Origin of the sequence: Synechococcales cyanobacterium T60_A2020_003 (genome assembly GCA_015272205.1) — a bacterium.
Classification (GTDB): Bacteria; Cyanobacteriota; Cyanobacteriia; order RECH01; family RECH01; genus JACYMB01.
Genome location: JACYMB010000375.1, coordinates 1 through 13,588 on the forward strand (window position 1 = coordinate 1; position 13,588 = coordinate 13,588).

General features: G+C 52.4%; 15 protein-coding genes. 5 read left to right on the forward strand and 10 right to left on the reverse strand.

Annotation, left to right across the window (positions count from 1 at the left end; all coding sequences use genetic code 11):
- The first annotated feature begins 64 nt into the window (after nucleotides 1-64).
- The 3 genes from IGR76_18080 (at nucleotide 65) to IGR76_18090 (ending at nucleotide 2,873) form a co-directional block, all read left to right on the forward strand.
- A complete protein-coding gene (locus IGR76_18080; protein ID MBF2080365.1) occupies nucleotides 65-1,024 on the forward strand; it encodes a PhoH family protein in 960 nt (319 codons plus the stop codon).
- A gap of 202 nt (nucleotides 1,025-1,226) precedes the next feature.
- Nucleotides 1,227-2,360, forward strand: a complete 1,134-nt coding sequence (locus IGR76_18085) for a geranylgeranyl reductase family protein (protein ID MBF2080366.1) — start codon at nucleotides 1,227-1,229, stop codon at nucleotides 2,358-2,360.
- A gap of 9 nt (nucleotides 2,361-2,369) precedes the next feature.
- Entirely contained in the window at nucleotides 2,370-2,873 is a 504-nt protein-coding gene (locus IGR76_18090; protein ID MBF2080367.1) for a DUF4112 domain-containing protein, read from the forward strand.
- An 8-nt stretch (nucleotides 2,874-2,881) separates the two neighbouring features.
- Here IGR76_18090 and IGR76_18095 read toward each other — a convergent pair whose 3' ends face one another.
- The 3 genes from IGR76_18095 to IGR76_18105 all read right to left on the reverse strand — a co-directional run bounded on the left by IGR76_18095 (nucleotide 2,882) and on the right by IGR76_18105 (nucleotide 4,987).
- Nucleotides 2,882-3,265 (reverse strand): DUF423 domain-containing protein, encoded by a 384-nt coding sequence (locus tag IGR76_18095; GenBank protein ID MBF2080368.1) that lies wholly within the window; start codon nucleotides 3,263-3,265, stop codon nucleotides 2,882-2,884.
- Between the two features lie 69 nt (nucleotides 3,266-3,334).
- The gene (locus IGR76_18100) at nucleotides 3,335-3,787 is read right to left on the reverse strand and encodes a hypothetical protein (protein MBF2080369.1); all 453 of its coding nucleotides are present in this window, start codon (nucleotides 3,785-3,787) and stop codon (nucleotides 3,335-3,337) included.
- Nucleotides 3,788-3,877: 90 nt separating this feature from the next.
- A complete protein-coding gene (locus IGR76_18105) occupies nucleotides 3,878-4,987 on the reverse strand; it encodes a potassium channel protein (GenBank protein ID MBF2080370.1) in 1,110 nt (369 codons plus the stop codon).
- A 275-nt stretch (nucleotides 4,988-5,262) separates the two neighbouring features.
- Here IGR76_18105 and IGR76_18110 point away from each other — a divergent pair, with 275 nt between their 5' ends.
- Nucleotides 5,263-6,075 carry a WecB/TagA/CpsF family glycosyltransferase gene (locus tag IGR76_18110; protein ID MBF2080371.1) on the forward strand — a complete coding sequence of 271 codons (813 nt, stop codon included), beginning with the start codon at nucleotides 5,263-5,265 and terminating at the stop codon, nucleotides 6,073-6,075.
- A 79-nt stretch (nucleotides 6,076-6,154) separates the two neighbouring features.
- Here the strand turns inward: IGR76_18110 and IGR76_18115 are convergent, their stop codons facing one another.
- Entirely contained in the window at nucleotides 6,155-6,604 is a 450-nt protein-coding gene (locus IGR76_18115; GenBank protein MBF2080372.1) for an SRPBCC domain-containing protein, read from the reverse strand.
- A gap of 88 nt (nucleotides 6,605-6,692) precedes the next feature.
- On the opposite strand from IGR76_18115, the gene IGR76_18120 reads away from it, so the two are divergent.
- Nucleotides 6,693-8,084, forward strand: coding sequence for an NAD-dependent malic enzyme (locus IGR76_18120; protein ID MBF2080373.1), 1,392 nt, complete (start codon nucleotides 6,693-6,695; stop codon nucleotides 8,082-8,084).
- A 132-nt stretch (nucleotides 8,085-8,216) separates the two neighbouring features.
- On the opposite strand, the gene IGR76_18125 is transcribed toward IGR76_18120, so the two are convergent.
- The 6 genes from IGR76_18125 to IGR76_18150 all read right to left on the reverse strand — a co-directional run.
- The gene (locus IGR76_18125; protein ID MBF2080374.1) at nucleotides 8,217-8,762 is read right to left on the reverse strand and encodes a pentapeptide repeat-containing protein; all 546 of its coding nucleotides are present in this window, start codon (nucleotides 8,760-8,762) and stop codon (nucleotides 8,217-8,219) included.
- 131 nt (nucleotides 8,763-8,893) lie between these two features.
- Entirely contained in the window at nucleotides 8,894-9,643 is a 750-nt protein-coding gene (locus tag IGR76_18130) for a creatininase family protein (protein MBF2080375.1), read from the reverse strand.
- Between the two features lie 15 nt (nucleotides 9,644-9,658).
- Nucleotides 9,659-10,477 carry a peptidase gene (locus IGR76_18135; protein MBF2080376.1) on the reverse strand — a complete coding sequence of 273 codons (819 nt, stop codon included), beginning with the start codon at nucleotides 10,475-10,477 and terminating at the stop codon, nucleotides 9,659-9,661.
- 80 nt (nucleotides 10,478-10,557) lie between these two features.
- Nucleotides 10,558-10,800, reverse strand: a complete 243-nt coding sequence (secG, locus tag IGR76_18140; protein MBF2080377.1) for a preprotein translocase subunit SecG — start codon at nucleotides 10,798-10,800, stop codon at nucleotides 10,558-10,560.
- A gap of 170 nt (nucleotides 10,801-10,970) precedes the next feature.
- Complete coding sequence (locus tag IGR76_18145; GenBank protein MBF2080378.1) at nucleotides 10,971-12,569, reverse strand: 2,3-bisphosphoglycerate-independent phosphoglycerate mutase; 1,599 nt, start codon at nucleotides 12,567-12,569, stop codon at nucleotides 10,971-10,973.
- A 322-nt stretch (nucleotides 12,570-12,891) separates the two neighbouring features.
- Nucleotides 12,892-13,588 (reverse strand): ABC-F family ATP-binding cassette domain-containing protein (locus IGR76_18150; protein MBF2080379.1); only part of this gene is annotated, 697 nt, incomplete at its 5' end.

Here is a 13,588-nt window from a genome sequence, read left to right on the forward strand (position 1 = left end):
AGAGCGATCTGGGGAAGCCCGCGCTCTACCCGATAGGGTGAGCGTCGGGAGGATGTCACATTCTATGGCTGAAACGCTAACAATTGAGCTAGACAGTCCAGAAAGTGCGATCGCCCTGGCAGGAACGCAAGAAAAAAATCTGAAGTTAATTGGACAGCGCACCGGAGCCACCCTCGTTCTCCGAGGTCAGGATTTATTCATCACGGGTAGTGAAAAACAGATTGAGCGCTGTCAAAATATTCTGCGATCGCTCGAACCCTATTACAGTGAGGGACGTGCGGTTACTGAGGTAGATATCCAGTCCGCACTCCAGGCAGTGGATACCAATCGCCAGGACGAGTTTCAATCGTTGCAGCGAGATGTTCTCGCACGGACTCGACGCGGCGATGCTATTACCGCAAAAACCTTTCGGCAACGCCAGTATATCCAGGCCATTCGGAATCACGACTTGACCTTCTGCATTGGCCCTGCCGGAACTGGGAAAACGTTTTTGGCTGCCGTAGTAGCGGTACAAGCCCTGCTCTCCAATGAATGCGAGCGTTTAATCCTTACCCGTCCCGCTGTCGAGGCCGGAGAACGCCTCGGCTTTTTACCAGGGGATCTACAGCAAAAGGTAAACCCCTACCTGCGTCCGCTATACGATGCACTGTACGAATTTCTAGACCCAGAAAAGATTCCCAGCTTGATGGAACGCGGTGTCATCGAAGTTGCTCCCCTGGCCTACATGCGGGGGCGCACCCTCAACAATGCGTTTATCATTCTGGACGAAGCCCAAAATACGACTCCAGCTCAGATGAAGATGGTACTGACCCGCCTGGGCTTCAAATCCCGCATGGTGGTGACAGGCGACATCACCCAAACCGACTTGCCGAGCTACCAAGCTTCGGGGCTGGCGGTGGCTGAGAATATCCTTAGCAACGTTGAAGGGATTGCGTTTTGCCGTCTGACTAAATCCGATGTGATCCGTCATCCGCTAGTGCAGCGCATCGTCGCTGCTTACGAACATCACGAAGCTAGTTCTTAAGAAATCCCCAAAGAAATTTCTCTGTTCCTTCGTACTGACGTGCAGCTTCAACCTTAGACTGGATTAAAACACCGTACAACGTTGCGTAGCCCAAACAAATCATCCACCCCAGTTGTGAAAAGGCGAAATAAAGCGATGTCCACAGCGGCAGTCGTTTCCCGATCGCCCTTTTGACCTATTGCGAAGGAGTGTAATTAGGCGTATGTATGATTGCGTGATTGTTGGTGCAGGCCCTGCCGGAGCCTCCGCTGCATACCATCTAGCCAAGCGTGGACGATCCGTCCTGTTGCTCGAAAAAGAATCTCTACCGCGATACAAGCCTTGTGGTGGTGGTGTTTCTCCCCTGGTGGCACAGTGGTTTGACTTTGACTTTGCCCCCGCCATTTCCCTGAAAGTGGACACGATTCAGTACACCTGGAAGATGGGCGATCCGGTTGATGGCAAGCTGGAGGTCGAGGAACCGGTGTGGATGGTGCGGCGCGATATGTTTGATCACTTTTTGGTCAAACAAGCGCAAGGGCAAGGAGCCGAACTGCGCGAGAGTACCGAAGTTAAAGGCATTGAGTTTCAATCGGATCATTGGCAGGTCAACACCGACCAGGGGCCTGTAGAGGGTAAATACGTCATTGCCGCTGATGGTGCGAAAGGATCGATGGCAAAGTGGCTGGGCTTCAAAGACCGGAAGCGTCGCCTTTCTGCTGCTTTGGAAGCGGAAGCAGCGGTGCCTGTGGAAAATCCCAACACGCTTCATTTCGAGTTTGGCATGGTCAAAAATGGTTATATTTGGAACTTTCCTAAAGCCGATGGTTATTCGATTGGCATTGGCACCTTTGTAGGCGGCGAGAAACAGGATTTTAGAAGCATCTTGACGGAGTATGCCCAGAGCTTTGGGGTCGATTTGAGCCACTGCAAACAGTATGGGCATCCCCTATGCATCTGGGATGGAAACCAAACGCTGCATACCCAGAATGCGGTTCTGGTGGGGGAATCGGCCTGTGTGGTTGACCCGTTTACGGCAGAGGGCATTCGGCCATCCATGTTTACAGGGGTAAAAGCGGCGGAGGCGATTGATCGGGCCTTAAGTGGCGATATCAATGCCTTGTCGAATTATAGCGATGTGATTGCGGAGGAGTGGGGATCGGAGATGGTGTGGGCGCAGCGAATTGCAGCCCTGTTCTACCGTGCTCCCGGCATCGGTTATAAGGTTGGGATTAAGCGACCATCGGCTACTAAGCGGATGGGACAGATTTTATCGGGTGAACTGAACTACAGTGACGTTGCCCACCGTGCCATTAAGCGCCTAACGACTGGGCTGGTTCCAGGATTAGGAGGATAGGATTGGGGAATGAAACCGCCCTCAAGCCATCTGGTACGCCTCTCGGCGCGATCGCACGCTGCCCTTGGCCGTATCCGATTTTTGAGCCAATTTCTAGATAATGCGGTGCCCGTTCCAGGAACAACATTTCGAGTCGGGCTTGATCCGTTTTTGGGCTTAATTCCGGGTGCTGGCGACGTTGTGAGCGTTTTGATTTCCGTCTATATCGTGCTGGAATCCCTACGCTTTCGCCTACCCAAGGAAACGCTGATTCGCATGGTGTCCAATTTGCTGACCGATACTGCACTGGGTTCAATTCCAGTTGCAGGCGACGTGTTTGACGTGGTCTGGAAAGCCAATGCCCGTAATCTGCAACTGCTAGAAGCCCATCTCCAGAACCCTGATCCGAGTCGGGCGGCAGATCGGTTCTTTGTGCTGGGTGTGATTCTCGTTTTGGCACTGCTAGTGCTGGTTGTCGTGGTGCTCACCCTAGGCAGCTTGCGTCTCCTCTGGTGGATTTTCACCGGATCGTAAGTCTCACCCTACAGCGGTTTTGCGCTAAAAGCGGCGATCGCCAAACAGCCCCAACCCACCAGAAACGCTACGCCGCCCAACGGCGTGATCGCACCCAGAACTTTAATGCCCGTCAAGCTGAGGGTATAGAGACTCCCAGAAAACAAGAGAATGCCAACGATGAAGCTAATGCCTGCCGTGGTGAGTAGCGATTGTCCGCCCTCGGTTCGCAGAAGCAGAGTCGCCACTAACAATAACGCCAGTGCGTGATACATCTGGTACTTTGCCCCGGTTTCAAAGATTTCTAGGGCGCGATCGCTCAGGTTTTCCTTCAGGGCGTGGGAGGCAAAGGCTCCAGCCGCTACTGATAGTCCACCACAAATTGCGGCGATCGCCCAAAAGAGTTGAACCATAAATTTCTCCTTCTCCACTGACACCTGTTTTTATCTCAGCAGTCCCTTAAACCGTTCCAGAATCTCCGCCTATTCCCGGCATAGATCAAACCGATAGATGATTTCACCTTGCTCGGTAACATCAAACTGCGCCTGAAATTCGTGCGATCGCGCATCCAAAAACGCCCGTGCTTCCGTTCCCGAAACGCCTGCTTCCATCGCAAAGGTTAATACACTCATCCGTCCGCGTCCGTTTCGCACCATCGTATAAAACGCATTCTGCAAGCGATCGCACCGTTCCTGGCTGGTACAACGATGACGCTCCCAGGCTAGGCCAGTCCCGACCGCAATGGGCATCAGTCCAAACAACACCAGGGAGGCGATCGCTTCTTGGCGGTCAGAAGTGCCTCGCTCAAATCGGGCCATGGCGGCGATCGCCAGGATGGTAATTACTGAGCCAAACGTGAATGCGACCCACATCAATCCCGTTTTGATAGAGGGCGATCGCTTGGATTTTAATCGGGTTACATGCTGGATGGTCATGATATTCAGCCGATATCTAAGGTTAAAGACGCAAGGACAGAGAGTAAGGGAGTTGCTACTGACCTTGTTCCTAAATTGTATAAACGAAGATCAAGATGGAGACGGAAATCGTTGACGTGGCTTCGGCGTGCGGGGGCGTAAGCCAGAATCAGGTCTGAACAGCCGATGCAGGAGTTTTAACTGGTCAGCGGTACCCATACAAATCAAGATGTCGCCCCCAACTAATCGGGTATCCGCCGTGGGGCCTGTAATCAGAGCACCGTCTTGCCGCTTGATCGCCACGACCAATGATCCTGTTAGTTGGCGAATATTCGCTTCGTGCAGCGTTAGCCCCACCATAGATCGACTATGCTCTGCGTCAAGCTTTACCTCTTCTAAATAAAATGATCGCCCTGCGCCACTAACAATGCCATCCACAAAATCCATCACCTGAGGCCGCAGGGCAGAGGCCGCCATCCGCTTTCCGCCAGTGACATAGGGCGAAATCACCACATCTGCGCCACCTCGCTGTAACTTTTTGGAGGCTTCGATCGTACTGGCGCGGGCAATCGTGCGAATGCGGGGATTCAAGGTCTTGGCTGAAAGCACCGTATAGAGATTTTCGGCATCAGACGGTAAGGCCGTCACCAAACAGAGGGCGCGATCTACTCCTGCCCGGAGTAAGGCTTCATCTAGCGTGGCATCCCCCTGAATAGCGCGATAGCCCTGTTGCTTCGCCAAAGCAACCGTTTCTGGCAGCATGTCAATCACCACAAAGTCGATGCCCTCAAAGGCAAACTCCATCGCGACTTGCTGGCCTGTGCGTCCAAACCCGCACAAAATGTAGTGTTCTGAAAGCTGCTCAATCAAGTTTCGCTGCCGCCTCAGCCGAATTCCTTCCTGAAAATATCCCTGAACCAATGCCTCTGTGAAGCGATTGGCAATAAATCCAATACTAAAGATCCCCATCAAGATCAACACAATCGTGAACAGTCGCCCTTCGTTGCTCAACGGTTTAACTTCAGCAAAGCCAACGGTAGCCAGGGTAATCACGGTCATGTAGGCCGCGTCGAGCCAACTCCAGTCGTCTTCAATCCACTTGTAGCCGAGGGTGCCAATCACCGTGACTCCCGCCAGCATCACAAAGCCAAAGCTCAAATGGCGACGAATACGGCGGTAGGTATGTTCTGCGGCGGAATAGGTCACCGATTTAGACTGCATTTTGTAAGGACGCTGACAACGCTCGTGAGAAAAGTATGCGATGAAAGGGACAAAAGCATAACCCATACTGCTCACATTCTGGAGATGAAATTCCTGACATTTGAGGTGAAGGCATTGTAAAGAGCCACGGTGCTCTATTTAAAGAGTCCTATGGAATTCAAGATAGGCGCGATCGCCTCTACGTCTCTTATGCCAGAGTTGGTGTGGATGTTTCTCACTCCCTCCCCAACCCCTGTAATTGGTTCAAGCAATATCTCCGAATCCTACGAGGCAAAATGGAAACCGTTAAAATTCTGAACGTCCCCTTCGACAACATCACCATGCTGGATCTGTTAGCACGGCTGAAGTCGGGGGGCGTTGTGTTCACACCGAATGTGGATCATTTGGTGAAGCTTCAGAAGGACGAAGAGTTTTGCCGAGCCTACGGCGCAGCCACCTACAAAACCTGCGATAGCCAAATCATTATGTTTGCCGCTCGGTTTTTAGGCATGCCCCTCAAAGAAAAGATTTCTGGCTCTGATCTTTTACCCGCCTTCTATCGCTACTATGCCGGGGATGAGGACGTGCGGATCTTCCTGCTGGGTGCAGCGGAAGGCGTTGCGGAGAAAGCCCGTCAAGCCATCAACCGCAAAGTCGGACGCGAGATTGTGGTGGGTGCCCATTCCCCCTCGTTTGGATTTGAGAAGAATCCCGAAGAGTGCCAATATTTGATTGACTTGGTGGAAGCCTCTGGTGCGAACGTGCTAGCGTTGGGTGTCGGCGCACCGAAGCAAGAAAAGTGGATTGCCCAGTACAAGGATCACTTCAAAACCGTCACGACCTTCCTAGCCATCGGAGCTACGATTGACTTTGAGGCGGGCAATGTGAAGCGATCGCCCAAATGGATTACCAACCTTGGCTGTGAATGGGTGTATCGGCTCCTGTCCGAACCACAGCGCCTTTGGAAGCGCTATCTAGTGGATGACATGGTTCCCATTATTAGCCTCGTACTTCAGCAAAAGTTAGGGTTGTACCAGCCCCCCTATGAGATTCCTACCTACGATGCCCAGTCTGAAGTTCAAGCTAAACCTTTAGCGCCTCAGCACTAGGGAGCTAGATTTAGGTCTTGCGCTCTGGAATGGGTGAGCGATCGCCTATTCTGGCATTAATATCACCCCCACTATCCGTTCAACCCCTGCGACGTTGAGGATACTCAACATAATTTTTTAACTCATGAGCCATTCGTCGCAGTCCTTGCAGTTCATCGCGGCGAATAAAGGGAAGCAGTAGCGATGACATTGCGCCCGAAAAGCGCTCTTGATGACGATAGCGCGTTACATCGACATCAACATCCTGGAGTTCAAAACTGTGCTGACTCTTAAACCCTGGTGCCGTAGACAACCACTGCAAGCAGGCATTCGGTTGAACAACGGTGATGTAGGATTGAAACTCAATTTCGTCATCGTCTTCGGTACGCCGCACCGACAGCATGACGTGATTGCCTGCACTCAAGGGACGAGCCGGATCTCGGTCAAAGAGAAACGTGTTCCAATATAGCCAGCGCTCTTTGTGGATCAGCGCTTGCCACACCTGCGATCGCGCCGCACGAATCGTAATTTCAGTAGAGAGGCTTGGCATAGTTGTAACTTCGTATGACCAGGTACAATCTTAGGCTTAAGGTTCCCCTAAAATCTGCTGACAACACCTACAGGAAAAATAATTGTCAATGGTTGCTCTGACACCCAACTCTAGTTTTAGCCTAACAATCCGCTTTCAATTGCCGAACCAGGCCGGAATGCTTGCAAATGTCACCCAGGCGATCGCCGCCGCCGGAGGCAGCATCGGCCCGATCGACCTCATTGAGCACAACCGCAAAACGCTGATTCGTGACATTACCGTAGATGCTGCCAGTTCCGAACACGCCGAATCCATTGTCAATGCGGTTAAAGCTTTAGATGACATCATCGTCCTGAATGTCTACGATCGCACCTTCAACTTGCACCGAGGCGGCAAGATCACCGTCAACAGCAAAATTCCCCTCAAGAGTCAGAGCGATTTAGCGATGGCGTACACGCCTGGAGTGGGACGAATTTGTTCGGCGATCGCCCAAGATCCTGAAAAGGTCTACTCCTTTACCATCAAGAGCAACACCGTTGCCATTGTCACCGATGGAAGCGCAGTTTTGGGATTGGGTAATCTTGGTCCGGAAGCAGCGCTGCCTGTGATGGAAGGAAAAGCGATGCTATTCAAAGAATTTGCTGGAATCGATGCCTTTCCAATCTGCCTTGCCACTCAGGACACCGAAGAAATTATCGCCGCCGTGAAGCACATTGCGCCTGTATTTGGCGGCGTGAACCTGGAGGACATCAGTGCCCCACGGTGCTTTGAGATTGAAGCTCGCCTCAAGCAAGAACTGGATATTCCCGTCTTCCACGATGACCAGCACGGTACGGCGATCGTTTCCCTGGCGGCTCTGATCAATGCGCTCAAGCTCGTGAAAAAATCCCTGGGCGAGGTCAAGGTTGTGATTAACGGTGCGGGGGCTGCCGGAGTGGCGATCGCCCGTCTGCTGCGGAAAGCGGGGACAACCAACATTTATATGTGCGATTCCAAAGGCATCATTAGCAGCGATCGCACCGACTTGAATCCTCAGAAACAAGAGTTTGCGGTAGATGAAGCCGGAACCTTAGCGGGCGCCATGAAGGGGGCTGACGTTTTCCTAGGGGTGAGTGTGCCGGGGGCAGTCACCCCGGAAATGGTGAAATCAATGGCTTCCGATCCCATCGTATTTGCGATGGCTAATCCCATTCCCGAAATTCAGCCAGAACTGATTGCCAATGATGTCGCTGTTATGGCCACCGGACGCAGCGATTATTCCAACCAGATCAATAACGTCCTGGCGTTTCCTGGCATTTTCCGAGGTGCCCTCGACTGTCGGGCGAAGGCGATGACTATGACGATGTTCTTAGAGGCTGCCCATGCGATCGCCTCGCTTGTGAAGTCATCTGACTTGGATCCAGAACACATTATTCCCTCGGTTTTTGATGAGCGAGTGGCTACCTCGGTCGCGGCGGCGGTGCAGCAAGCGGCTCGACAGGAAGGGATTGCGTCTGATTAATTGACGAAGCCCTAGCCTGACTTGGGATGGCGTGGGATGCGGCGCGTTTCATGCCATCCGGGTTAGCAATATCAAACTTACCTAGAGGATCTACACCATGAACACCGCCCAAATTAGCACCGATGGCACCCATCAAATTGTGATACTTCCCGAAGACTTCAAAATGTCGGGTACGGAGGTCTTCACCGCATTCAGAAACGCGCCTGTCAGCGCGGCTCCACTCAACCGTGCTCCGGCTAAATCGGCCCAATTCAAATTCGCCCGTGAAAGATCCGCATTGCGTAAGTTCACACCTTGCAAATTTGCACCACAGAGGTTGGCTCGTCGCACTTGAGCATTACGCAAATTCGCATGGGATAGCGTTGCCCCACTCAACTTGGCACGGGTGAGGTTCGCTTTGACCATGAATGCCCCTTGTAGGGTCGCTTTGGTCAGGTCAGCGTCTTCGAGGCTGCCCTCGCTGAACTTGGTAAAGCTAAGGTCTGCCCAATTGAGAAATGTCTCGGATAAATTTGATCCTGTTAAAAAGGCACGGCTAAGGTTAGCTCCGGTGAGATTAGCTCCGGTTAAATCCACGCCAACCAACGTACAGCCTGCTAAGTTGGCACCTCGTAGATCAGCCCCAACAAAGTTTCGCTGGCCATCATCGTATCGCTGCAGTAGTGTACTTGCATCCATGAGAAGGAACTCAGCAATTTCAAATTAACGTTGGATATCCACACCTTTAGTTCCACGTTAGATCAGTTTTATAGCCGCTGAGTCCAGGATTACGATTGCGTGATGTATCAGTACAAAACTTTGAGATTTCCTTAAGATTCTGCCCTTATGAACTCTAAATAGCTGGCGCTGAGTTCTTTAACCGCCGCTTCGTAAAACTGCCGTCCGTGGTCAGGCGTAGCGAGGGCAGGGTTCGATCCCATCCGTCCGTCGGGATAGTGTTTACGAAAGTGAGTCGCTCCACAGATGGGATGCCCGGATGCGATGTTTGCGTCTAACGGAGCCTGTTTAATGTGGTCTGGATAAACGAACTGGGTGAGGGCAACCTCGCTAGGGGTCGCGTGGGAGCCTTCGGCGTCACCGTATAGGGACTTGGCAAGTTGGTAGACCGAGCTACACATAAACCAGTTGGCAAGACGGCACTGAACGTACTCGGCATCGGGATAGCGCAGTTCAGCGAGATACGCATAGGTTTCGGCAAAGGCTGCCTTCAGAGTGGCTATATTGCCCCCATGCCCGTTAATGAAAAAGAATTGGGTAAATCCAGCACTCACCAGACTGGACAGATAGTCGCGAATGACCAAGATTAGGGTACTGGGACGCAAACTCATGCTGCCGGGAAAAGCGGTGTGGTGTAGCGCCATTCCTACGTTAATGGTCGGTGCTACGAGGGCATGGGTCGCTTCTCCTATGCCTTTGGCGATCGCCTCTGCACAGATGGCATCGGTGCCAATCAGTCCGGTGGGGCCGTGTTGTTCTGTGGAACCGATGGGAATAATCAATCCGCGCGATCGCGTCAGGTAGGCTTCAACTTCAGGCCAGGTCGATAGGTGGAGCAGCATAGGCAAAAAGAGATTCTAGGGGATTGCAGCGCTGGGAAATTCCCAACCAAGGCGGGTGGGCTGTTGATAGATTTTTTGGAGGGTGTTGATATCTCGGACGGAGATAGCCGCCGGATTGCGTACCTGAGAAAAATATAGAGCATCGGTTTCTGAATCACTGTGTCCCCAGATGCCAAGGGCATGACCTAGCTCATGGCGAGCGGAGGCCTGAATGTAATCCCTAGACTGATCAGATCGCAGGAAAATTTGAAACCGATGGCTGAGTACAGGAATGGGAGGCTGCGTATCTGCATAAAATTCGTAACGGGTCTCGGCAGAACGCGATCGCAGGGGCTGGCCGGGTTGAATGTCTAGTGGTGGCGTCTGGCGCATGATCGTGATGTCTGCCGCATCTGGAGTTTCTACAATCTCCAACGGAATATAGGTATTCCATTCTGCGATCGCCCCTTGCACAGCCTCTAGCCAAGTCTGAACCAGGGGATTACCAGTCGTAATCGGGCTATCCGGAGCGATCGCCGGATCAAGGTATACCTGAACCGGAAACTCTGACCAAACGAGATAGCCCATATTGGTCGGCTGAATTTCGGCGAAGTAATCGCCCTGGTCGTTCGAGAGCCAATCGGCTAACGTTGGGGGGAGTGGATGCACCTGGGGACTGGGCAGCAACGCTTCAGCAGCTTGCGGCGATGGGGGTGCTGGGGACTCATTCGCCTGCACGGAATGTTGTGTATCCAGGCTGAGGTACAGCGCCATCACACAACTAATCGCAGTCAAGAGCAAGTTTTGCCGCAAACACCACCGTCGCGCAGCATGGAGTCTTCGCCAAAGCTTCATGGGCGATCGCCTCGTGAATCACATCATCTACGACTACGTCGAGTGCTTACCCAGAAACGTTCCCATTTTTGACAAAGGGATTATGCAACAGGCGGCTCTAGCCAACCCGCACTCAGCACCACCGTCAACCCCATAAAGATCACGGTTAGCGCCCAAGTCAAGCGATTGAGAGTCGTTTCGGCACTCTTGGTGCTGGTAAAGAGCTGAGCTTGCCCCCCAAGGCCACCCAAACCGTCGCCCTTGGGACTATGCAGCAATACCAAGATCGTCAAGCCAATGGCCGACAAAACCCATACTACTTGCAGAATGTTGATAATAATCATGAGTCGCGCTTGCTAGTGTTTTGAAAATAACCCAAAGGCAAATAAATTCAGGCACCGTGGGAATTAGGGTTTGAGTCTGCGCCCAGCGTCGTATCCTCAAAGCAACGTGACGCTGGGGCGATCGCACCCCGAAACCATGCCCCTGATCGATTGTATCCTATGCCACCGACCTACAAAGAGACCTTGACCGGAGTTCGATTCGCACGAACATCTACCTCGGCTGGCACAATCATCGATGTGCCTGTCATCTCAGAGGGCTTGGGTAGGTTCAAAATTTCCAGGATTGTGGGTGCGATATCAGCCAAGCGACCATCGGCGCGAAGCTGCACTTCAGCACCATGCCCCGGAATCTTGCGTCCTTCGCCCTCGATCAAAATAAACGGTACGGGATTTGTGGTGTGCGCCGTCCAGGGATTGTGATTTTCATCCCACATATACTCTGCATTACCATGATCCGCGATGATGATGGCAGTGCCACCCGCTTGCCCAATGCTTTCCAACAACCGTCCTAAGCAATGATCCACCGTTTCGATTGCTACCACCGCTGCATCCATGTTGCCGGTATGCCCCACCATGTCTGGATTCGCATAGTTGATCACAATCAGGGAATAAATTTGCTTCTGGATTGCGGCAATCACGCCATCCGTTACCTTTTCGGCAGACATTTCCGGCGCACGGTCATAGGTGGCCACCATTGGACTGGGGATCATCTCCCGATCTTCGCCGGGGAACGGTTCCTCAATACCACCGTTGAAAAAGTAGGTGACGTGGGCGTACTTCTCGGTTTCCGCCGTCCGCAGTTGACGTAGTCCGTGGCGGGACACCACTTCACCCAGAATGTTGTCTAAATTTTGAGGTTCAAACGCAACTCGCACATCCAGGGTGGGATCGTACTGGGTGAACGTCACAACAGATAACGGCTTGATGAGCGATCGCTCAAACCCGGTGAAGTTGGGATCAACCAACACTTGAGTCAACTGACGGGCACGATCCGGTCGGAAATTAAAGAAAATCAAGCCATCACCCGGTTCAATCGCTCCAGGAGCAACGCGGATTGGCAGGACAAATTCATCAGTCTTGCCATCATCGTAGGACGATTGCAAAAGCTCTAAGGCCGACTGCCCTGTGCCTTCGCCATCGGTGATCATCACCTCGTAGGCTTTTTGGGTGCGATCCCAGCGGCGATCGCGATCCATGCTGTAGTAGCGACCGCTGAGGGTGACAATCCGACCGACCCCCACATCCTGAATGTACTGTTCAATGGTCTGAATCGCGGATAGGCCATCCGTAGGCTTGGTATCCCGCCCATCCATCACCGCATGGATGCAAACGTCGGCGATTCCCTGCTCTTTCGCAAGGTCTAGAATGCCTTTGAGGTGGGTGATGTGGGAGTGGACGCCCCCTTCTGAGCACAGTCCAATCACATGAAGCTTGCCGTTACGCTGGCGCACGTCCTGGCAGGTTTGAACTAGTGCTCCATTGCTCAACAGCGTGCCATCTTCAACGGCATCGGAAATTCGCACCAATTCCTGAGGTACAACGCGACCTGCCCCAATGTTGAGATGTCCTACTTCCGAGTTGCCCATCTGGCCTCCCGGTAATCCCACATCTTTCCCTGATGTTCGAATGAGAGTGCTCGGGTAAGCAGCCCACAGGCTGTCCATGATGGGCGTTTTGGCAGCGGCGATCGCGTTGCCATCAGCGTCTTCACGATAGCCCCACCCATCAAGGATGATTAGCACAACTGGAGAGATCGGCTCCTGCGCCATATTTCAGGTGTCCTTACACTAGAACGAACAGTACGAGTAATGATTGATTCTCCAGAAACGGTATCCCTTCTGAAGGCTTTGCTAAAGTCGGTGTTTTTAAAAAAGCAGGTTCCAATGCGGAACTCAAGACTGTAGATAAACTTGCCCCAAGAATATATCAAAAAATGTTCCAGATGAAAGAGTGGGATTCGCCTTAATGTTAGGCTTTCCTGGAATCAACACCCTTTACCCCAGCTTAAACGTCATCGCCTCGATCTGGGGGCAAGCCTGGGTACACTCTTGCCCGATCGACATTGCTTCGTAAGGGCGATCGCCCCTAGGGCTACTTGCCTTTTTTCGCTTTCTGCTTTTGTTTTTGCTTGTCTCGTTTGGCAGCGGCTTTTTCAGCTTTCTCCGCTTCGATCTTTTCCAATTTCACCTTTTCGGCCTCTTCCGCAATTTTATCCAGATAGTAGTGGTAATCGCCTCGGTAGAGCACCAGCTCGCCATCGCGGATTTCCACAATTTTGTTCGCTACCTGGGAAATAAAGTAGCGATCGTGGGACACGATAATCGCTGTACCGTCGTAGGCTTTCAACGCCTGCTCTAGCATTTCCTTAGCGGGAATATCGAGGTGATTCGTCGGCTCATCCAGGATTAGAAGGTTCGCAGGTCGAAGCAGCATCTTAGCCAGGGCAAGCCGTGCTTTTTCACCCCCACTCAGAGCCGCCACCTTTTTGAAAACGCTGTCCTGACTGAACAAGAACCGACCCAACAGGGTACGAACCTCTTCATTCGTCCAGTCCGGCACCTCGTCATGGATCGTGTCTACCACCGTCTTTTCGAGATCCAACGCTTCCGCCTGGTTTTGCTCAAAATAACCGGGGATCACGTTATGGGGGCCGAAGTTGATTGATCCCTCTGTGGGAGTTTCCATGCCCATCAGCAGATGGAGCAGGGTCGATTTTCCGGCTCCATTGGGCCCCAGGATGGCAATGCGATCGCCCCGTTCAACCAGCAAATTTGCGCCCAGAAACAAA